The sequence below is a fragment of the Delftia sp. NA_296.1 genome, from assembly GCF_052692095.1.
The window spans coordinates 423380-441519 of sequence record NZ_JBQZGF010000003.1 but is presented as its reverse complement, the minus strand read 5'-3'; the positions used below and the strand labels follow the sequence as shown (position 1 = coordinate 441519).

At 65.7% G+C, this 18140-nt stretch carries 18 protein-coding genes; 6 read left to right on the top strand and 12 right to left on the bottom strand.

Annotation, left to right across the window (positions count from 1 at the left end; all coding sequences use genetic code 11):
• The first annotated feature begins 59 nt into the window (after nt 1–59).
• The 4 genes from smpB to ACUTR7_RS09885 all read left to right on the top strand — a co-directional run bounded on the left by smpB (nt 60) and on the right by ACUTR7_RS09885 (nt 2497).
• Nucleotides 60–533 (top strand): SsrA-binding protein SmpB, encoded by a 474-nt coding sequence (gene smpB / locus ACUTR7_RS09900; RefSeq protein ID WP_013803027.1) that lies wholly within the window; start codon nt 60–62, stop codon nt 531–533.
• Nucleotides 534–642: 109 nt separating this feature from the next.
• Nucleotides 643–1059, top strand: coding sequence for a COG4315 family predicted lipoprotein (locus ACUTR7_RS09895; protein ID WP_012204847.1), 417 nt, complete (start codon nt 643–645; stop codon nt 1057–1059).
• A gap of 30 nt (nt 1060–1089) precedes the next feature.
• Complete coding sequence (locus tag ACUTR7_RS09890; protein ID WP_445608721.1) at nt 1090–1647, top strand: RNA polymerase sigma factor; 558 nt, start codon at nt 1090–1092, stop codon at nt 1645–1647.
• Between the two features lie 10 nt (nt 1648–1657).
• Nucleotides 1658–2497: an anti-sigma factor family protein gene (locus tag ACUTR7_RS09885; protein ID WP_445608720.1), complete on the top strand. Its 840-nt coding sequence runs from the start codon at nt 1658–1660 to the stop codon at nt 2495–2497.
• Nucleotides 2498–2512: 15 nt separating this feature from the next.
• Here ACUTR7_RS09885 and ACUTR7_RS09880 read toward each other — a convergent pair whose 3' ends face one another.
• Nucleotides 2513–3208 (bottom strand): DAPG hydrolase family protein, encoded by a 696-nt coding sequence (locus ACUTR7_RS09880; protein WP_445608719.1) that lies wholly within the window; start codon nt 3206–3208, stop codon nt 2513–2515.
• A gap of 156 nt (nt 3209–3364) precedes the next feature.
• Between ACUTR7_RS09880 and ACUTR7_RS09875 the strand changes: the two genes are divergently transcribed.
• Nucleotides 3365–4030 (top strand): TetR/AcrR family transcriptional regulator, encoded by a 666-nt coding sequence (locus ACUTR7_RS09875; RefSeq protein ID WP_088165187.1) that lies wholly within the window; start codon nt 3365–3367, stop codon nt 4028–4030.
• Between the two features lie 74 nt (nt 4031–4104).
• Here ACUTR7_RS09875 and ACUTR7_RS09870 read toward each other — a convergent pair whose 3' ends face one another.
• The 4 genes from ACUTR7_RS09870 to ACUTR7_RS09855 form a co-directional block, all read right to left on the bottom strand.
• The gene (locus tag ACUTR7_RS09870; RefSeq protein ID WP_353175153.1) at nt 4105–5196 is read right to left on the bottom strand and encodes an enoyl-CoA hydratase/isomerase family protein; all 1092 of its coding nucleotides are present in this window, start codon (nt 5194–5196) and stop codon (nt 4105–4107) included.
• A gap of 142 nt (nt 5197–5338) precedes the next feature.
• The gene (locus tag ACUTR7_RS09865; RefSeq protein ID WP_445608718.1) at nt 5339–6370 is read right to left on the bottom strand and encodes a Bug family tripartite tricarboxylate transporter substrate binding protein; all 1032 of its coding nucleotides are present in this window, start codon (nt 6368–6370) and stop codon (nt 5339–5341) included.
• A 42-nt stretch (nt 6371–6412) separates the two neighbouring features.
• On the bottom strand, nt 6413–6910 hold the full coding sequence (locus ACUTR7_RS09860; protein ID WP_445608717.1) for a MaoC family dehydratase: 498 nt from the start codon (nt 6908–6910) through the stop codon (nt 6413–6415).
• Nucleotide 6911: 1 nt separating this feature from the next.
• Nucleotides 6912–8108: a CaiB/BaiF CoA transferase family protein gene (locus tag ACUTR7_RS09855; protein WP_445608716.1), complete on the bottom strand. Its 1197-nt coding sequence runs from the start codon at nt 8106–8108 to the stop codon at nt 6912–6914.
• Nucleotides 8109–8191: 83 nt separating this feature from the next.
• On the opposite strand from ACUTR7_RS09855, the gene ACUTR7_RS09850 reads away from it, so the two are divergent.
• Nucleotides 8192–9079 carry a LysR family transcriptional regulator gene (locus ACUTR7_RS09850; RefSeq protein ID WP_197943060.1) on the top strand — a complete coding sequence of 296 codons (888 nt, stop codon included), beginning with the start codon at nt 8192–8194 and terminating at the stop codon, nt 9077–9079.
• Between the two features lie 155 nt (nt 9080–9234).
• On the opposite strand, the gene typA is transcribed toward ACUTR7_RS09850, so the two are convergent.
• From typA to ACUTR7_RS09815, 7 genes are all read right to left on the bottom strand, one after another.
• Entirely contained in the window at nt 9235–11061 is a 1827-nt protein-coding gene (gene typA, locus ACUTR7_RS09845) for a translational GTPase TypA (protein WP_034398352.1), read from the bottom strand.
• Between the two features lie 23 nt (nt 11062–11084).
• Complete coding sequence (gene truB, locus ACUTR7_RS09840) at nt 11085–12050, bottom strand: tRNA pseudouridine(55) synthase TruB (protein ID WP_012204836.1); 966 nt, start codon at nt 12048–12050, stop codon at nt 11085–11087.
• A gap of 4 nt (nt 12051–12054) precedes the next feature.
• Nucleotides 12055–12426, bottom strand: a complete 372-nt coding sequence (gene rbfA, locus ACUTR7_RS09835) for a 30S ribosome-binding factor RbfA (RefSeq protein WP_012204835.1) — start codon at nt 12424–12426, stop codon at nt 12055–12057.
• Between the two features lie 6 nt (nt 12427–12432).
• The gene (gene infB, locus ACUTR7_RS09830) at nt 12433–15294 is read right to left on the bottom strand and encodes a translation initiation factor IF-2 (protein ID WP_013803037.1); all 2862 of its coding nucleotides are present in this window, start codon (nt 15292–15294) and stop codon (nt 12433–12435) included.
• A gap of 23 nt (nt 15295–15317) precedes the next feature.
• The gene (gene nusA / locus ACUTR7_RS09825; protein ID WP_012204833.1) at nt 15318–16805 is read right to left on the bottom strand and encodes a transcription termination factor NusA; all 1488 of its coding nucleotides are present in this window, start codon (nt 16803–16805) and stop codon (nt 15318–15320) included.
• Between the two features lie 87 nt (nt 16806–16892).
• Nucleotides 16893–17471: a ribosome maturation factor RimP gene (gene rimP / locus ACUTR7_RS09820; protein WP_034392158.1), complete on the bottom strand. Its 579-nt coding sequence runs from the start codon at nt 17469–17471 to the stop codon at nt 16893–16895.
• 266 nt (nt 17472–17737) lie between these two features.
• Nucleotides 17738–18139 (bottom strand): thioredoxin family protein, encoded by a 402-nt coding sequence (locus tag ACUTR7_RS09815; RefSeq protein ID WP_013803038.1) that lies wholly within the window; start codon nt 18137–18139, stop codon nt 17738–17740.
• Between the last annotated feature and the right edge of the window lies 1 nt (nt 18140).

Sequence of the window (18140 nt, the reverse complement as noted above, 5' to 3'; positions counted from 1 at the left end):
GCAATCCAGTATTGTATGGAGAGCTTTCATCTCCAGGTTTTCGCCGCATCTATTACTCCATGGCCAAGAAACCTGAAACACAGTCGCGCATCGCCGACAACAAAAAAGCCGCGTTCAACTACTTCTTCGAGGAACGCTTCGAGGCCGGCATCGTGCTGCACGGCTGGGAAGTGAAGGCGCTGCGCAGCGGCAAGGTGCAGTTGACCGACGGCTACGTCATCGTCAAGGACGGCGAGCTGTTCCTGCTCGGCTGCCAGATCAACCCGCTCAAGACCGCCTCCACCCACGTCAACCCCGACGCGGCGCGCATCAAGAAGCTGCTGCTCAAGAAGGACGACATCCTGCGCCTGATCGGCAAGGTCGAGCAAAAGGGCTTCACGCTGGTGCCCATCAACCTTCACTGGAAGAACGGCTTCGTCAAGTGCGACATCGCCCTTGCCAAGGGCAAGGCCGAGCACGACAAGCGCGACGTGATCAAGGACCGCGAAGGCAAGCGCGAGGTCGAGCGCGCCATGAAGAGCTTCAACCGTTGACGGGCATCCGCAGCTTTTTTTGCACTGCTGCGGAATAAACCGGCACGGCCCAGTGTTCATTGCAGTGTCCGGCCGCAATTTCGCGCGCCGGCAAGCACCGGAGACAGCGATGAAGAAGCTCGGCATGAAACTTGGTACCTGTGCCTTCACGGCAGCCCTGACATTGACCCTGGCAGGCTGCTATTCCGCGCCTGCGGCCAACGCCTCTGGCCAGACCCCGCCCAGCGCGGTCAGCGTGCAAAACGGCATGCTGGTCGGCGCCAACGGCATGACGCTCTACACCTTCGACAAGGACACGGCCGGCAGCGGCAAGTCCGTCTGCAACGGCCCCTGCGCGACCAACTGGCCGCCGCTGATGGGCAAGCAGGCGCCGTCCGGCGGCAACTACAGCGTGATCCAGCGCGACGATGGCAGCAGCCAGATCGCCTACAAGGGCAAGCCGCTGTACTACTGGGTGAAGGACGGCAAGGCCGGTGACACCACGGGCGACGGCGTCATGGGCGTCTGGCATACCGCACGCCCCTGATTCCAGCCGCATCCGCCTTCGGACCTGCCCATGGACCGCAGCCAGATCCTGGAGCACCTGCCCGGCCTGCGCCGCTATGCGCGGCTGCTGGCAGGCGATGCCTGGGCCGCCGACGACCTGGTGCAGGACACGCTGGAGCGTGCCTGCCGCAAATGGCTGCTGTGGCGCCCCGACGGCGATCTGCGCGCCTGGCTGTTCACGCTGATGCACAACCTCTACCTGAACCAGCGGCGCTCTGCCGCGCGCGGGCAGTGGCTGGACATAGACAGCCTGTCCGAGACCCTGGCCGCACCCGAGGACAGCAGCGACGCGGCCCTGGACCTGGAGCGCTGCCTGCAGCGCCTGCCCGCCGAGCAGCGGGCCGTGCTGCTGCTGGTCAGCGTGGAGGACATGAGCTACGCCGACACGGCGCGCGTGCTGCAGCTGCCCCTGGGCACCGTGATGTCGCGCCTGTCGCGCGCACGGTCCCGGCTGCGCGAATTGATGGAGGCCCCATCGGCCACCTCTGCAGCGCCTGCACAGTCAGCACCGACTGCCAAGGCCGCAACACCCCAAGCCGCAGCCCCCGCGCTGCGCCGGCTCAAATGACGAGGCCGCCATGACCGCATCCGCCCCCACCCCTCTTTCATCTTCCTCGCCCTTGCCCCCGCCCATTTCCGACGAGCAGTTGCACGCCCTGGTCGATGGCCGCCTGCCCGCGCAGCAGGCGCAGGCACTGCGTGACCAGCTGGACGAAGACAGTGCCGCGCGCGTGGAGCAATGGCAACGCCAGCGCCAGTTGCTGCGCGCCCTGCATGCCGCCCGGGATGCACCCGGCATGCCCGACGAAATGCGCGCCGCCGCCGAACAGTTGCAGGGCCTGCACCAGCGCCAGCAGCAGTGGTGGCGCTGGGGTGGCATGGCCGCGGGCTGGATGCTGGCCTTCGGCCTGGGCTGGCTGGTGCATGGGCAGCAGGCGGTGCCCGCTGCCGCGCCATCAACGGCGGCCACGCTGGCTGCCGCCACCCCGGCCCGCTTCGCCCACCAGGCGGCCGTCGCACACGCGGTCTACCAGCCCGAGCAACGCCACCCGGTCGAGGTGGAGGCCGCGCAGCAGGCCCATCTGCTGCAGTGGCTGTCCAAGCGCCTGGGCCGGCCGCTGAAGCTGCCGGCCCTCACGGACCTGGGCTATGAGCTGGTGGGCGGCCGATTGCTGCCCGGCGACAGCGGCGCACGCGCCCAGTTCATGTACCAGGACGCGGCGGGCGAGCGCATCACCCTGTACCTGGGCGCGCTGCAGGACCCGGCCACGCGCGGCGAGACCGCCTTTCACTTCAGCAGCGACGGCCCCGTGCCCAGCTTCTACTGGGTGGACCAGGGCTTTGGCTATGCGCTCAGCGGCGCCCTGCCGCGCAACCGGCTGCTGCAGCTGGCCACGGCCGTGCACCAGCAGCTTTGAAGCCTGGGGCCACGTCTACCAGGGCAGCGGCGCCGCCTCGCCGTTGCCATGCTCGCCGTAGTACAGCGAGGGCAGGAAGCGCGACAGGTAGGTGAACTCCGTGTAGCAATGGCGCAGCAGGCCCAGGCCCAGCGCGTCAGGCAGCTCGGTCGCCGGGTCGGCGCAGGACTGGCCCAGCAAAAAGCGGCTGCGCAGCACGCAGCCAAAAGGCGTGTCACGCGCCAGGTGCACCATCTGCCCGTCCATGGGGTCCCCGCTGGCGTCCAGCTGCACATGCTCGCCAAATCCGATGCGCGCATACACGGCGGCCGAGGCGCGTTTTTCGGCAAAGGCCAGCTCCAGTTGCGCAGGGTCGAAAAGCTCGCGCGGATCATGGAACTTGAGCCTGGCCGCCACGGGCGGAATATCGGCCAGGGACTCCACGGCCTCGATGGACGCGCCGATGTAGCTCTCGCCCTTCTTCCATCGCGCATCCCAGCCGCGATGCGCGATGTGGTCGTGCGGATGCCACCACTTGATGTGCTGCGTGGTCTCGAAGAACTTGAACCACCAGTCCAGCATGCGGCCGCTGCAGCCATGCAGGTCGGTGCGGCAGGCCACCACCAGGCAGCCGCTGGGCAGGCGCTGGATTCCCGTCTCCAGCCTCAGCGGCGTGATGTGCAGCAGCTCGTCGATGCGGGAAATGTCGGGCTCGAAGGCATGGGGGTTCATGGATGTTTTCCGTTCCTGGGTTGATGAGGAAAAGCCATCTTATATTAAAGAAACGCTAAACGTTTCCAAACAATCGGATAATCCCTGCCGGGTAACAAAATGCTGCACAACCAGGCCCGCCCCTGCACAACACCGAACGGAACGACAAGAAATCCAATGGAATCCGAAATCACTCCTGCGGCCCCCAGGCCGCGCGGGCGGCCGGCCCGGCCCGAGCACGAGGCCAACGACGCCGCCCTGGCCGCCGCCACCTGGCTCTTGCTCAACGAAGGCTATGCCGCCACCACTATGGAAGCCGTGGCCAGGCGCGCAGGGCTGGCCAAGAAGACGCTCTACCGCTTTGCCGCCAACCGCGAGGATCTGGTGGCCTTGGTGGTGCGCGGCTGGACCGACGGTTTCCGCCCTGCCCTGTCGGCCGATGCGCAGTCGGCCTCAGAGGTGGCGCCAGCGCTGGCCGAGATCCTGCGCGTGATTGCCGCGCGCGTGCTGTCGGCCGAGGCGGTGGGCATGTTCCGCCTGCTCACCACCGATTTCCCCGCCAAGCCGGAGCTGCTGGAGGTCTACCAGCGCAACGGCATAGAGCGCGGCCGCGGCATGCTGGTGGACTGGTTGCGGCGCCAGTGCAGCAAGGGGTTGCTGCGGGCCGAACAGCCCGAAGTCGTCTGCGACCTGCTGCTGTCCATGGTCATTGCCGAACCGCTGCGGCAGATGGCCCTGGGCCTGACGCCGCCCGTGCCCGAATGGGATCCGGGCCCGCGCATTGACGACGCGGTACGGCTGCTGGCAGGCCATTCCTGCCGCATGGAGCCTGCGGATCGTTGAATGAAAAAAAGGCCACCCGGCATGGCGCCGGATGGCCTTTTGGAAGCCTGAACGCTGAACGCTCTGCGCCGCGATCAGTCCAGCGCCGCCAGCGGGTGCGAGTGCGCGGGCCAGGGGCTGTCGAAGAAGGCACGCCACTGCGCTTCCTGCACGTCTTCGATGCGCGCGGGGTTCCAGCGCGGGTGGTGGTCCTTGTCCACGGCCAGTGCGCGTATGCCTTCGATGGTCTCGCTCTGGCCCGGGCGCAGGTAGAAGCAGTGGCGCACCATGTCGCGCTCCATGCGCAGGTCCTGGGCCAGCGTCATGCCGCGCGCGCGGCGGATCTGCTCCAGCACCACGTGCAGCATCAGCGGCGAGCGCTTGCGCAGCGTGGCTGCCGTGTGCTGCGCCCACTCGCCATCTGCCGCTTCCAGCGCCTGCACCATGGCAGCCACCGTAGGCAGGGCAAACACGCGGTCGATCTCGGCGCGGGGCTGGGCCGCTGGCTTGGCCGGGGCCGTGAACTTCGACTTCACCAGGGCCTCGATGGCCGCTGCATCGGCAAAGCTGCCGTCGGCCAGCGCGTCCCACAGCGCAGGCTGCTGGTCCGAGGGCAGGTAGCCATCGGCCAGGCCGAAGTCCAGCGCATCGGCCGCGCCGATCACATCGCCCGTCAGCGCCAGCCACTCACCCGCGTGACCCGGGCAGCGCGAGAGGAAGTAACCGCCACCCACATCGGGGAACAGGCCGATGGCCGTCTCGGGCATGGCCATCTTGGTGCGTTCGGTGACGATGCGCAGCGTGCCGCCCTGGCTGATGCCCATGCCGCCGCCCATGACAATGCCGTCCATGAAGGCGATGTAGGGCTTGCCAAAGGTGTGGATCAGGTGGTTGAGCGCGTACTCCTCGGTGAAGAAGTCCTCCAGCTGCGGATTGCCCGTGCTGCCCGCGCCATGCAGGAAGCGGATGTCCCCGCCCGCACAGAAGGCGCCGAAAACCCCTTCCTTGCCCATGCCTCGGATGGCTACGGCCAGCACCTGCTCATCCTTTTGCCAGGCCAGCAGGGTGGCCAGCAGATCGCGCACCATGCCCAGCGACAGCGCGTTCAGCGCCTTGGCCCGGTTCAAGGTGATCATGCCCATGCGGCCCCGCACTTCGCTGAGGACTTCGCCGGCAGCTCCCGTCATATCTTGCTCCTTGTTGCTATGCATGCCCTGCCCCGGCAGCCCGGGGCAATGAGCCGCAACCATAGCTGAAAAACCGCGCCCACCCCTGACAAACAGGTGCCAATATGCGCAACTGCGCGACAGGTGCCGCAACGCCCCGCACTCAGTCCAGAGAGACGCCCGTGCTCTTGACCACGCCGGCCCAGCGCTTGATCTCGCTGCGGATGTAGGCGCCGTATTCCTCCGGCGTGGAGCCCAGGCCTTCGGCTCCCTGCAGCTGCAGCTTTTCGACCACGCCCGGGTCCTTGAGCGCGCGCATCAGCTCCTGGTTGAGCCGCTGGATGATGGCGGCCGGCGTTTTGGCCGGCACCATCACGCCCTGCCAGGCACCGGCCTCGAAGCCGGACATGCCGCTTTCGGCCAGCGTGGGTGCATCGGGGAAGTTGGGCAGGCGTTTGGAGGAACTGACGGCCAGCAGCTTGAGCCGCCCCTCCTTGATGAAGGGTGCGACGGAATTGATGGTGTCGGTCATGAAGTCGATCTGCCCGGCCACCAGATCCACATCGGCCGGCGCGCTGCCCTTGTAGGGCACGTGGCTGGCCTCGATCTGGTAGTGCTGCACGACCTGGAAGGCCGCCAGGTGGGTGACATTGCCGTTGCCGGCCGAGCCATAGGACAGCTGGCCGGTCTTGTCCCTGGCATGGCGCACGAACTCCTGCACGTTCTTCACCGGCAGCTTGGGGTTGACCACCAGGCCCAGCGGCACCACGGCCGTCAGCGCCACAGGCATCAGGTCCTTGCCCACGTCGTAGCTCATCTTCTTGTAGAGCGACGGGCTCAGCGCAATGGACGAGGTGTTGTAGAGCACGGTATAGCCATCGGGCGCGGCCTTGGCCACCAGGGCATTGCCGATGTTGCCATTGGCTCCGGGCCGGTTGTCCACAATGACGGTCTGGCCCAGTTGCTGGCCGACCTGCTGGGCCAGCACACGCGCCACCAGGTCGGTGGGCCCGCCCGGCGGGAAGGGCACGACCATCGTGATGGGCTTGCTGGGCCAGGGCTGCTGCGCCAGCGCGGCGCCAGGCAGTGACGCCCCCACTGCCACCGCCGCAGCCGCCGCAATAGGGGCCGCCAGGGTGACCAGCGCCATGCGGCGCCTTCTATTGCGGGCCGCCTTGTCGATCTGCTTGTCCATGCTTTTGTCTCCTGATGTCGTTATGGGAATGCTTGTGGCCGCCTAGCTGCGCCCGGCCAGCAGGCGCACGGCCGTGTATTCCATGACCTTCTGGCGGCCCTGGTTGAAGACCTCGATGCGCGAAGTGACGACGGCGCGGTTGCCCTTGGAGGTGGGCTTGATGGCGGTGACTTCGACCAGGGCCTCGATGGTGTCGCCCACCAGCACGGGGCCGAGGATCTTCTGGTGCAGCTCCAGCATGGCCAGGCCCGTGCCCTGGATCATGCTTTGCAGGATGAAGCCTTCGATCAGCGCATAGGTCATGGCGCCCGGCACGGGGCGGCCGGCAATGGCGCCGCCGTCGTAGCCCTCCTCGATGAAGATGGCCTCCAGCATGCCCGTGGCGTTGATGAAGGCGACCAGGTCGGACTCGGTCACGGTGCGGCGGAAGGTGCGCAGCTGCTGGCCAACCTGCAGGTCCTGCCAGAAAAAGCCCTGGCCCATGCGGGGCACGGCGTTCCAGGCGGCGCCGGGGTGGGGCTGCGGGGTGTTCACTGTCATCTCATGTCTCCTGTTGCGTGATCTGCAGGCCGGCGATGCGCTCGGCGCTCCAGCCCGCCTGGGCCAGCAGCGCCGCCGTGTGCTCGCCCAGGCGCGGTGGCATGCCCATGGGGGCCTGCCGGCCATCCATGCGCACGGAGGAGCGAGGCAGGTGCACGGTGCCCATGGCGGGGTCCTGCAGCGGCACGAAGAACTCCGTGGCCTGCAGATGCGGATCGGCGGGCAGATCGTCCATGCGCGCCACGGGGGCGGCGGGAATCTCCAGGCGCTGGCAGGTATCGAGCCAGTACCGGGTGCCGTGCAGCGCCACATGCTCGCCAGCGGTCTCCAGCAGCTCGGCAATGTGGGCCGTGCGGCTGGCCTGGCTGACAAAGCGCGCGTCCAGGGCCAGCTGCGGCTGGCCCACGGCGGCGAAGAAGCGCTGCCAGTGCGCATCGGTGTACGGCATCATGCAGACGTGGCCGTCCAGCGTTCTGTAGGGCTTGCGCCAGGGCGCCATCACGCGCGGGTAGCCTGCGCCGCTGAGCGCCGGGCTGAAGTGCATGCCGTAGAAATGCTCGACCAGGTTGAAGCCCACCATGGTCTCGTACATGGGCACTTCCACAAAGCAGCCATGGCCGCTGCGCTCGCGCTGGAACAGCGCCGCCAGCACGGCATGCGCGGCCACCAGGGCGCAGGTCTTGTCGGCCGCAATGGTGGGCAGGTAGCGCGCATCGCCCGTCTGGCGCTCCATCAGGTCGGCCAGGCCGCTCATGCCCTGGATGACATCGTCATAGGCGGGCATGCCTGCATAGGGGCCGTCCTCGCCAAAGCCATGCAGGCCTGCATAGACCAGGCGCGGATAGCGCTCGCGCAGCGTTGCGGGGTCCAGGCCCAGCGGGGCCAGCTTTTGCGGCCGCATGCTGTGCATGAACACATCGGCCGTGGCCAGCAGCGCATGCAGGGCCTGGCGCGATTCTTCCTGCTTGAGGTCCAGCACCACGCTCTTCTTGCTGCGGTTGGTGCCCATGAACATGGCGGCCATGCCGGGCTCCACGGCCGGGCCGGTATGGCGCGTGGAGTCGCCGGCCGGCGGCTCGATCTTGATGACTTCGGCGCCATAGTCGGCCAGCATCTGGCTGGCCAGCGGCCCGAACACCACGCTGGACAGATCCAGCACCCGAATCCCTGTCAACGCAGCCTGCACTGTGGTCTCCATGTTGCTTCAGGGAGCCAGTATTTGATATCTTTGAAGTCGCGTCTAAGACTTAATTCAGCATCGCTGATACACGGTGGATATCAATGGACCTGCGCCAACTGCGTCACTTCGTCACCCTGGCCCGCACGCTCAACTACCGGCAGGCGGCCGAGCAGCTGCACATGTCGCAGCCGCCGCTGTCCCAATCCATCCGCCGGCTCGAAGACAGCCTGGGCGTGCAGCTGTTCCAGCGCGACCGCCGGGGCACGGCGCTGACCGAGGCAGGCCAGGCGGCCCTGGAAAGTGCCGAGCTGGCCCTGCACCATGCGCGCCAGATGCAGGAGGTCTCGCGCGCCACGGCCGGCGGCGAGCGCGGGCGCCTGCACATAGGCTTCATAGGCTCGGCCACGTTCTCGCTGATACCGCGGCTGGTGCAGGCCTTTCGCAGCGAATATCCGCTGATCGACCTGGTGCTGACCGAATCGACCACGCGCGAGATCTGCGCGCAGGTGGCCAGCGGCGATTTCGATGCCGGCCTGCTGCGCTACCCGGTGACGCAGGCCACCGAGCTGTCCATCACGCCCGTGGAAAAGGACGAGCTGGTGGCCGTGCTGCCCGAAGGCAACCCGCTGCTGCAGCGGCCCGCCTTGCGGCTGCGGGACCTGGCGGACCAGCCCTTCATCAACTACCGCCCCAGCGAGGTGCCCGGCCTGCACGCGCTGGTGGTGCTGGCCTGCCAGAACGCGGGCTTCATGCCACAGGTCAAGCAGCATGCCGTGCAGGCGCAGACCCTGGTCAGCCTGGTGGGTGCGGGCCTGGGCGTGGCGCTGGTGCCAGCCGTGGTGGCCAAGGGCAGCACGCCGGGGGTGGTGTTCCGCGCGCTGGCAGATACCGAGAACCTGCCCTCCATCGGCCTGGCCCTGGCGCTCAATCCGCAGCAAAGCGCAGCGGCCGGGCAGCGCCTGCGCGAGTTGCTGCTGCAGCTGCAGTAGCAAGCAGTAGCAAGCAACAGCAGCAGCAGTTCCTTTGCCGTTGCGCCGGCACACCTGAGAGCGGCGCGCCAAAAAGACAAAGGCCGCAGATGCGGCCTTTGACAGTCAGGGCGGTGAAGCCATGCGGCTTGCGTGCGCCCTGGTCGCAACAGCGCTTATGCGCCGCGCGAAGCGCGCTTGCGCTCGTTCTCGGACAGGTGGCGCTTGCGAACGCGGATGCTCTTGGGGGTGATTTCCACCAGCTCGTCGTCCTCGATGAATTCCACCGCGTATTCCAGCGACAGGTCGATCGGGGGCGTGATCTTGATGGCATCTTCCTTGCCGGACACGCGGAAGTTGGTCAGCTGCTTGGTACGCGTGGCGTTGACCACCAGGTCGTTGTCACGGCTGTGGATGCCGATGATCATGCCTTCGTACACGGGATCGTTGGCCTTGACGAACATGCGGCCACGGTCATCCAGCTTGCCCAGGGCGTAGGTGAAGATTTCGCCTTCGTCCATGGAGATCAGCACACCGTTCTTGCGGCCGCCGATTTCGCCCTTGTGCGGCTCGTAGCTGTCGAAGATGTTGGAGATCAGGCCGGAACCACGGGTCAGGTTCAGGAATTCGTTGGTGAAGCCGATCAGGCCACGCGCAGGAATGCGGTACTCCAGGCGCACGCGGCCGCGGCCATCGGGTTCCATGTTGACCAGCTCGCCCTTGCGCTCGCCCAGGGCCTGCATCACGCCACCCTGGTGGCCTTCTTCGATGTCGGCCGTCACCAGCTCGATAGGCTCGTGGCGCACGCCGTCCACGTCGCGGTAGACCACGCGGGGCTTGGACACGGCCAGCTCGTAGCCTTCACGGCGCATTTCTTCCAGCAGGATGGTCAGGTGCAGTTCGCCGCGGCCCGACACTTCGAAGATGCCGTCTTCGTCGGTTTCCTTGACGCGCAGGGCCACGTTGGAACGCAGTTCCTTTTGCAGGCGGTCCCAGATCTGGCGGCTGGTCACGAACTTGCCTTCACGACCTGCCAGCGGCGAGGTGTTGACGCAGAAGTTCATGGTCAGCGTGGGCTCGTCGATCTTGAGCATCGGCAGCGGCTGGGGGTTCAGCGGGTCGGTCAGCGTGACGCCCATGCCCAGGTCGGCGATGCCGTTGACCAGCACGATGTCGCTGGGACCGGCTTCGGTCACTTGCACGCGGTCAATGCCCTGGAACTTCAGAACCTGGTTGATGCGGCCCTTGTAGCTCTTGCCGTCAGGACCTTCCATGACCAGCACGTCGGTCGAAGGCTTGAGCGTGCCGGAGGTGATGCGGCCCACGCCGATACGGCCCACGAAGGTGGAGTAGTCCAGCGCCGAAATCTGCATTTGCAGCGGAGCGGCAGGATCACCCTTGACGGCGGGAACGTGCTTCAGGATGGTGTCGAACAGGGCCGACATGTCGGGACCCCACTGCTCGCCAGGAGCGCCTTCTTCCAGCGAGGTCCAGCCGTTGATGCCCGAGGCGTACACCACGGGGAAGTCCAGCTGCTCGTCGGTGGCACCCAGCTTGTCGAACAGGTCGAAGGCGGCGTTGACCACGTAGTCGGGACGCGCACCGGGCTTGTCCACCTTGTTGACCACGAGGATGGGCTTCAAGCCCAGGGCCAGTGCCTTCTTGGTCACGAAGCGCGTCTGGGGCATGGGGCCTTCCTGCGCGTCGATCAGCAGCACCACGCCGTCCACCATGGACAGGGCACGCTCCACTTCACCGCCGAAGTCCGCGTGGCCGGGTGTGTCGAGGATGTTGATGTGCGTCTCGTTCCAGCTCACGGCGCAGTTCTTGGCCAGGATGGTGATGCCACGCTCGCGTTCGATGGCGTTGTTGTCCATCACCGTGTCCACGACTTTCTCGTGCTCGGCGAAGGTTCCGGATTGGCGCAGCAGCTGGTCCACCATGGTGGTTTTGCCGTGGTCCACGTGGGCGATGATCGCGATATTGCGGATTTGTTTGCTCATAGTGTTTTCCCATTGCCGCTGCGTCATGGGCGCGGCGTGTCTTCCAAAATCTGTTGAATTTCCAGTGAACTGAGCAGGCGCCCGGGGATGAGTTCCCCACGCACCACGCGCCCCACTCCCAGCAGAGCCTGTGGGTTCTCGCCATACACAGCCACCGCCTCGGCATCGGCCCAAGCGCCCTTGCGGGGCAGGCCCGTGAGAAAACGGGCCGCATCTTGCTCGCCCAGCGTGACAGCCGTGTGGCTGGCCAGCAGGGCGTCGACAGGCTGCAACTGCTGCAGACGCTCGCCCTCGCCCATGGCGGCCAGCGCCTCCAGCGAGATACAGCGCTCGACACCCAGCCCCCCGGTGTCGATACGGCGCAGCGCGCGCAGGTGCGCGCCGCAGCCCAGGGCCTCGCCCACGTCCTCGGCCAGCGTGCGGATGTAGGTGCCCTTGCTGCAGGTCACCAGCATCCGGATCGCAGGCAGGCCTTCGCTGTCTTGCGTCAGCGAAAGCTCCAGTGCGTGGATTGTCACTTCGCGCGCCGGGCGCTCGACTTCGATGCCGGCACGCGCATATTCATAGAGAGCCTTGCCGTCCTTCTTGAGGGCGCTGTACATGGGTGGCACCTGGCGGATCGCACCCGTGAACTGCGCCTGCACGGCGGCCAATCGCTCGGCCGTGAGGGCGGCGAGGTCAACGGCGCGCTCGCGCAGCACCTCGCCCTCGGCATCGGCCGTGGTCGTGGTCTGGCCCAGGCGCGCAATCGCCTCGTAGGTCTTGGCAGCTTCAAGCTGCAACTGGCTGAACTTGGTCGCCGCACCGAAGCACAGCGGCAGCACGCCGGTGGCCAACGGGTCCAGCGTGCCGGTGTGTCCGGCCTTTTCGGCGCGCAGCAACCACTTGACCTTTTGCAAGGCGTCGTTGCTGGACAGCTCCAGCGGTTTGTCGAGTAGCAACACCCCATGCACAGGGCGCCGCTGCACCCTTGTGCGTGGCGCGTTCATGGGGCTACTCTTCCTTTCCGCGCGAAGAAACGGCCTTGGCAATCAAGGCGTTCATGTCGGCCGCACGCTCGGAGGTGCGGTCGTAGATGAAGTGCAGCGTGGGCACGGTGTGGATGTGCAGGCGCTTGAACAGGCCATTGCGCAGGAAGCCTGCAGCCTGGTTCAACGCTTCCTGCGTCGCCTGTGGATCGCCCACGAGCAGGCTGAAGTAGACCTTGGCGTGGGCATAGTCCGGAGTCACCTCCACGCTTTGCAGCGTGACCATGCCCACGCGCGGGTCCTTCAACTCGCGCGCGATCAGCTCTGCCAGATCACGCTGGATCTGGTCAGAGACTTTGAAGCTGCGATTCGGCGCAGCGGACTTGCGTGTTGCCATGGCGAATTACAGCGAGCGCGCGATTTCCTTGATCTCGAACACTTCGAGCACGTCGCCTTCGCGAATGTCGTTGTAGTTCTTGAGCTTGATACCGCACTCGAAGCCTTCCTTGACTTCCTTGACGTCGTCCTTCAGGCGCTTGAGCGATTCGATCTCGCCCGTGTAGATGACCACGTTCTCGCGCAGCAGGCGGAAATGCGCATTGCGCGTGACCTGGCCTTGCGTGATGTACGAGCCGGCCACGGTGCCGATCTTCGAAGCCACGAACACGGTGCGGATCTCGGCCATGCCGATGATCTCTTCCTTGCGCTCGGGAGCCAGCATGCCGGACATGGCCGCCTTCACCTCTTCGACTGCGTCGTAGATGATGTTGTAGTAGCGCAGGTCCACATCGTTGCTCTCGGCCGTCTTGCGCGCCTGGGCATCTGCCCGGACGTTGAAGCCGATGATGATGGCCTTGGAGGCCAGCGCCAGGTTCACGTCGGACTCGCTGATGCCGCCCACGCCCGAGTAGACCAGTTGAACGCGGATCTCGTCGGTCGAGAGCTTGAGCAGCGATGTGCCCAGCGCTTCCTGCGAGCCCTGCATGTCGGCCTTGATGATGATGGGCAGGGTCTGGACCTCGCCTGCACCCATTTCGGCAAACATGTTCTCGAGCTTGGCAGCCTGCTGGCGGGCCAGCTTGGTGTGGCGGAACTTGCCGGCGCGGTAGGTCGCGATTTCGCGGGCACGACGCTCGTCCTGCAGCACCATGAAGTCGTCGCCGGCCTGGGGCACGTCGGACAGACCCTGGATTTCCACCGGGATGGAGGGGCCGGCAGACTTGGTCTGCTTGCCGTCTTCGTCCAGCATGGCGCGCACGCGGCCGTAGGTCTGGCCTGCCAGCACCACGTCGCCCACCTTCAGCGTACCGGACTGCACCAGCACCGTGGCCACAGGGCCGCGGCCCTTGTCCAACTGGGCTTCGATGACCAGGCCCTTGGCAGCGGCTTCCACGGGAGCGGTCAGCTCCAGCACTTCGGCCTGCAGCAGAACCTGCTCCAGCAGCTCGTCGATGCCCTGGCCGGTCTTGGAGGACACGGCGATGAACGGGGACTCGCCGCCGTACTCTTCAGGCACCACCTGCTCGGCCACCAGGCCTTGCTTGACGCGGTCGAGGTTGGCATCGGGCTTGTCGGCCTTGGTGATGGCAACCACGATGGGCACACCAGCCGCCTTCGCGTGCTTGATGGCTTCCTTGGTCTGGGGCATCACGCCGTCGTCGGCAGCGCACACCAGGATGACGATGTCGGTGGCCTGGGCACCACGGGCACGCATGGCCGTGAAGGCCTCGTGGCCCGGGGTATCCAGGAAGGTGACGATGCCGCGGGGCGTCGTCACATGGTAGGCACCGATGTGCTGGGTAATGCCACCGGCTTCGCCCGACGCCACCTTGGTGCGGCGGATGTAGTCCAGCAGCGAGGTCTTGCCGTGGTCCACGTGGCCCATGACGGTGACCACGGGAGCACGCGACTCCTGGGCAGCTTCCTGCTGGGACACTTCCTCGGCCGTGAAGGCTTCGGGATCGTCCAGCGCGGCGACCTTGGCCGTGTGGCCCATTTCCTCGACCACGATCATGGCCGTGTCCTGGTCCAGAGGCTGGTTGATGGTGACCATCTGGCCCATCTTCATCAGCACCTTGATCAGCTCGGACGCCTTGACCGACATCTTGTGGGCCAGCTCGGCCACGGTGATGGTCTCGGGCACGTGCACTTCGATGGCACGGAATTCCGCTGCCGCGCTCTGGTGCTGACCGTCATGACGGTCATTGCCACGACGGCCGCCACGCGGGCCACCGCGCCAGTTGGAACGGCCACCCACGCCACCGGAGCTGTCGCCACGGGTCTTGATTTCCTTCTTCTTGCCATCGCCAGCCCAGCTCGACGAGAGCTTGGCGGACTTGACTTCCTTGCCGGCACCGGCAGGCGCACCCGCACGCGCACCGGCTCCACCGGCGGTCGTGCCAGCGGGCTTGTGCAGCGTGGTCTTCTTGGCATCGCCGGCAGCGGGCGCTGCAGGCTTGGCCACGGGCTTGGGCTCTTCAGGCTTCTTGGCCACGAGCACCTTCTTGGGCGCAGCCATCATGGCGCGAATGGCTTCGGCCTCGGCCAGCGCCTTGCGGCGGCGGTCTTCCAGATCCTTGGCGCGTTCGGCTTCCTCGGCCGCGCGGGCCTTGGATTCTTCCTCGGCCTTGACGCGAGCCGCAACCTGGGCTTCGGCGCGCGCGGCCTGGCCGGCAGCCTGCTCACGCGAAGCTTCCTGCTTTGCGCGGTTGGCCTCGAGGATCTTTGCGGCTTCTGCAGCCGCATAGGCGCTTGCGCGCTCTTCGGCTTCTCGTTCGCGTTGTTGAACTAGTTCGCGCTCTTCGCGCTCACGGCGTTGCTGTGCCAATTCTTCCTCCTCGCGGCCGATCATTTCGGCCTGGCGACGTGCTTCCCCTTCGCGGCGCACCAGATCCTGGGACTCGCGCTCCGATGCCGCGCGCTGCTCCTGGGCAGCGGCAACGACAGCGGGATCGGAGGCGCCCTCGGCGACCTCGTCACGCTTGACGAAGGTGCGCTTCTTGCGCACTTCCACCTGGATGGTGCGGGCGCGGCCCGACGAATCGGCCTGCTTGATCTCGCTTGTGGACCGTTTGGTCAGCGTGATCTTCTTGGCGCCACTTCCGTGGCTGGCCTGCAGATGGCTGAGCAGTTGCTGCTTGTCGCCGTCGGTCAACGCATCCGATGCGTTGTCCTTGGCGACGCCTGCAGCCTTGAGCTGCTGCAGCAACGTGTCAGGGGTCTTGTTGAGCTCTCTTGCAAACTCGGCAACCGTATTACTGGACATATATGCTCTGAACCTCCCTGACCTTACTCTTGCCCTTCGGTGAACCAGTGTTCACGCGCCTTCATGATCAAAGCCTTCGCTTCTTCCTCGGTCTGCCCGGTCAGCTCGGTCAACTCGTCGATGGCCAGATCGGCCAGATCGTCTCGGGTGTGCACATCGGCCTCGGCCAGCTTGTCCACGATCTCCGGAGTCATTCCCTCGAGCGTCAGCAGATCCTGCGACACTTTGCCCACGTTTTCCTCGTGCGCGATTTCCTGCGTCAGCAGTGCATCTTTCGCCCGGGTGCGCAACTCGTTCACCGTCTCTTCGTCGAACGCCTCGATTTCGAGCATTTCCTGCAGCGGCACATAGGCCACTTCTTCCAGGGTCTCGAAACCTTCCTCGATGAGGATGTTGGCGATTTCCTCGTCCACATCGAGCTTTTCCATGAACAGCTGGCGCGCAACAGCGGACTCGTCCGCCTGCTTTTGCGCAGACTCAGCCGCGTCCATGATGTTGATCTTCCAGCCGGTGAGCTCGGAAGCCAGGCGAACATTCTGACCGCCACGGCCGATGGCGATGGCGAGGTTTTCCTCGTCAACCACCACGTCCATGGCATGCTTTTCCTCGTCCACAACGATGGACGACACATTGGCCGGAGCCAGCGCGCCGATCACGAACTGTGCAGGGTCTTCGGACCACAGCACGATGTCCACGCGCTCGCCAGCCAGTTCATTGGTGACGGCGTTGACACGGGTGCCTCGCACGCCGACGCAGGTGCCGATGGGATCGACACGCTTGTCATGGCTGAGCACGGCGATCTTGGCGCGGCTGCCGGAATCGCGAGCGCAGCTCTTGATCTCCAGCAGGCCCTGCTCGATCTCGGGCACTTCGTTGCGGAACAGCTCGACCATGAACTCGGGCGCCGAGCGCGACAGGATGATGGGCGCGCCGCGCAGCGTGGCGTCCACTTCCATGATCATGGCCCGCACGCGGTCACCGTTGCGCAGGTTTTCCTTGGGGATCATCTCGTTGCGGCGCAGGCGTCCTTCGACACGGCCGGCCTCGACGATGATGTCGCCCTTGTCCATGCGCTTGACGGTGCCCGTGAAGATCCGGTCGCCGCGCGACAGGAACTCGTTGAGCAGCATTTCGCGCTCGGCGTCACGGATCTTCTGCAGGATGACCTGCTTGGCCGCCATGGCGCCGATGCGGCCGATGGGCACCGACTCGATCTCTTCCTCGATGTACTCGCCTTCGGAGATACCGGGGACGCGGTCCTGTGCGTCCATCAGCATTTCTTCGGCATCGGGGTTTTGCAGGCCCGCATCATCGGGCACCACCAGCCAGCGGCGGAAGGTGTCGTAGTTACCGCTATCGCGATCGATGGCCACGCGGATGTCCACCTCACCTTGGTACAGCTTCTTGGTGGCCTGGGCCAGGGCCGATTCCACTGCACCGAACACCAGATCGCGCTCCACGTTCTTTTCGCGCGAAATGGCTTCTACCAACATCAACAATTCGCGATTCATGCGACGACTCTCCTATTTCAATCACACAGGAAGGGGATGGCAGTGCCCTTCCTGCCCCAATGATTCGACGTACCCTGCCTGCTCCGATCAGACCGGCTTGGCAGAACGCCCCTTGAAATCCACGATGGGAGCCAGACGCGCCTCGCGCAGCTCCTCCAGAGTGAAGCCCAGCGCCTGCAGGGGCGCGGGAACACGCTTTTTGCTGACCTTCTGGCCAGGCTTGACGGGTGGCTCGTCGCTCCAGACGATCTGCCAGCCACCATCTTCGGCACGCTCCAGCGTGCCGCGGAATTTCTTGCGATTGGCGCTGACCTGCCCTTCAGCGGCGGCGCCGATGGGCTCCTTGAGGGTCAGGTCGATGACTTCACCGACAAAGCGGGTGAAGTCCTGCTCGTGCCGCAGGGGGCGGTCGATACCAGGGGAGGAGACCTCAAGGCGCGTGTAATCTGCGCCATCAACCTCAAGCGCGAACTGCAGCTGGCGCGTGATCTTCTCGCAGTCCTCGACTGTCACGAACTGCTCCGGCACCACCGGCTCACCCTCCACCGGGGGCTGCCAAGGCAAATCAATTGTGACGCGCAACAGCCCGCCCGCCGAGCGTTCTATTTCCACCAGGTCATAGCCCAGACCTGTCACGGTTTGTTCAACGATTTGCTGTAGTGCCACGTGTATTTAAATTCAGTCCTGCAAACACAAAAGACCCGGAACGCCCCTGAAACATTGGCAGCAGCCATGTCCCAACAGCGCCGAGCCCCATGGCAATCCCGAAGGTCGCCCGAAGATCGCCCAAAAAAAAGGGCGGTTGGTACCCGCCCGTTTGGTCGTGAATATGTCATTGTATCCGCAAACGACCTTCAGGCCAAGCCCGCCCCGCACAAAAGCGGGGACAGGACGAGGCGCCTCATGCCGGCCCACCCGCCCTTGCCCGAGGCTCAGACGCCAACGCGCTCCAGCGCCTGCGCCGACTGGAGCCGACGCAAGAGGGCCTGCGCCTCGGCGGGATCGGCAGGGGCCGCGCCCGGGTCCTGGGCCAGTGACTGCAGCATGCGCGCCACAACCCCCGCCTGGGGCAGCACCGGCCCCAGAAAACGTGCGCGCTCGCCATCGGCCACCAGCAGCGAGGGGAAGGTTTCGATGTCCAGGTCTCCGGCCACGTCCTCGCGGTCCTCGACATCAAGCCAGACAAAGCGCATCTGCGGGAACTGGCTTGCCAGTTCCGCAAACGTGCTTCGGTATTGGTTGCAAACGCCGCACCATTGCGCGCACAGGCAAACCACCCACCAGGGGCGGGTGGCGTCGCTGTCGTCCGGCAGCTTGCCGGCCATTGAATCCATG

What these genes read in the sequence shown, in the direction of transcription:
- rbfA (WP_012204835.1), bottom strand. Translation starts at nt 12,426, where the DNA reads ATGGCAACACGCAAGTCCGCTGCGCCGAATCGCAGCTTCAAAGTCTCT.
- ACUTR7_RS09895 (WP_012204847.1), top strand. Translation starts at nt 643, where the DNA reads ATGAAGAAGCTCGGCATGAAACTTGGTACCTGTGCCTTCACGGCAGCC.
- ACUTR7_RS09850 (WP_197943060.1), top strand. Translation starts at nt 8,192, where the DNA reads ATGGACCTGCGCCAACTGCGTCACTTCGTCACCCTGGCCCGCACGCTC.
- ACUTR7_RS09865 (WP_445608718.1), bottom strand. Translation starts at nt 6,370, where the DNA reads ATGGACAAGCAGATCGACAAGGCGGCCCGCAATAGAAGGCGCCGCATG.
- infB (WP_013803037.1), bottom strand. Translation starts at nt 15,294, where the DNA reads ATGTCCAGTAATACGGTTGCCGAGTTTGCAAGAGAGCTCAACAAGACC.
- ACUTR7_RS09860 (WP_445608717.1), bottom strand. Translation starts at nt 6,910, where the DNA reads ATGACAGTGAACACCCCGCAGCCCCACCCCGGCGCCGCCTGGAACGCC.
- ACUTR7_RS09815 (WP_013803038.1), bottom strand. Translation starts at nt 18,139, where the DNA reads ATGGATTCAATGGCCGGCAAGCTGCCGGACGACAGCGACGCCACCCGC.
- ACUTR7_RS09870 (WP_353175153.1), bottom strand. Translation starts at nt 5,196, where the DNA reads ATGACGGGAGCTGCCGGCGAAGTCCTCAGCGAAGTGCGGGGCCGCATG.
- truB (WP_012204836.1), bottom strand. Translation starts at nt 12,050, where the DNA reads ATGAACGCGCCACGCACAAGGGTGCAGCGGCGCCCTGTGCATGGGGTG.
- smpB (WP_013803027.1), top strand. Translation starts at nt 60, where the DNA reads ATGGCCAAGAAACCTGAAACACAGTCGCGCATCGCCGACAACAAAAAA.
- ACUTR7_RS09855 (WP_445608716.1), bottom strand. Translation starts at nt 8,108, where the DNA reads ATGGAGACCACAGTGCAGGCTGCGTTGACAGGGATTCGGGTGCTGGAT.
- ACUTR7_RS09880 (WP_445608719.1), bottom strand. Translation starts at nt 3,208, where the DNA reads ATGAACCCCCATGCCTTCGAGCCCGACATTTCCCGCATCGACGAGCTG.
- typA (WP_034398352.1), bottom strand. Translation starts at nt 11,061, where the DNA reads ATGAGCAAACAAATCCGCAATATCGCGATCATCGCCCACGTGGACCAC.
- ACUTR7_RS09890 (WP_445608721.1), top strand. Translation starts at nt 1,090, where the DNA reads ATGGACCGCAGCCAGATCCTGGAGCACCTGCCCGGCCTGCGCCGCTAT.
- ACUTR7_RS09875 (WP_088165187.1), top strand. Translation starts at nt 3,365, where the DNA reads ATGGAATCCGAAATCACTCCTGCGGCCCCCAGGCCGCGCGGGCGGCCG.
- nusA (WP_012204833.1), bottom strand. Translation starts at nt 16,805, where the DNA reads ATGAATCGCGAATTGTTGATGTTGGTAGAAGCCATTTCGCGCGAAAAG.
- ACUTR7_RS09885 (WP_445608720.1), top strand. Translation starts at nt 1,658, where the DNA reads ATGACCGCATCCGCCCCCACCCCTCTTTCATCTTCCTCGCCCTTGCCC.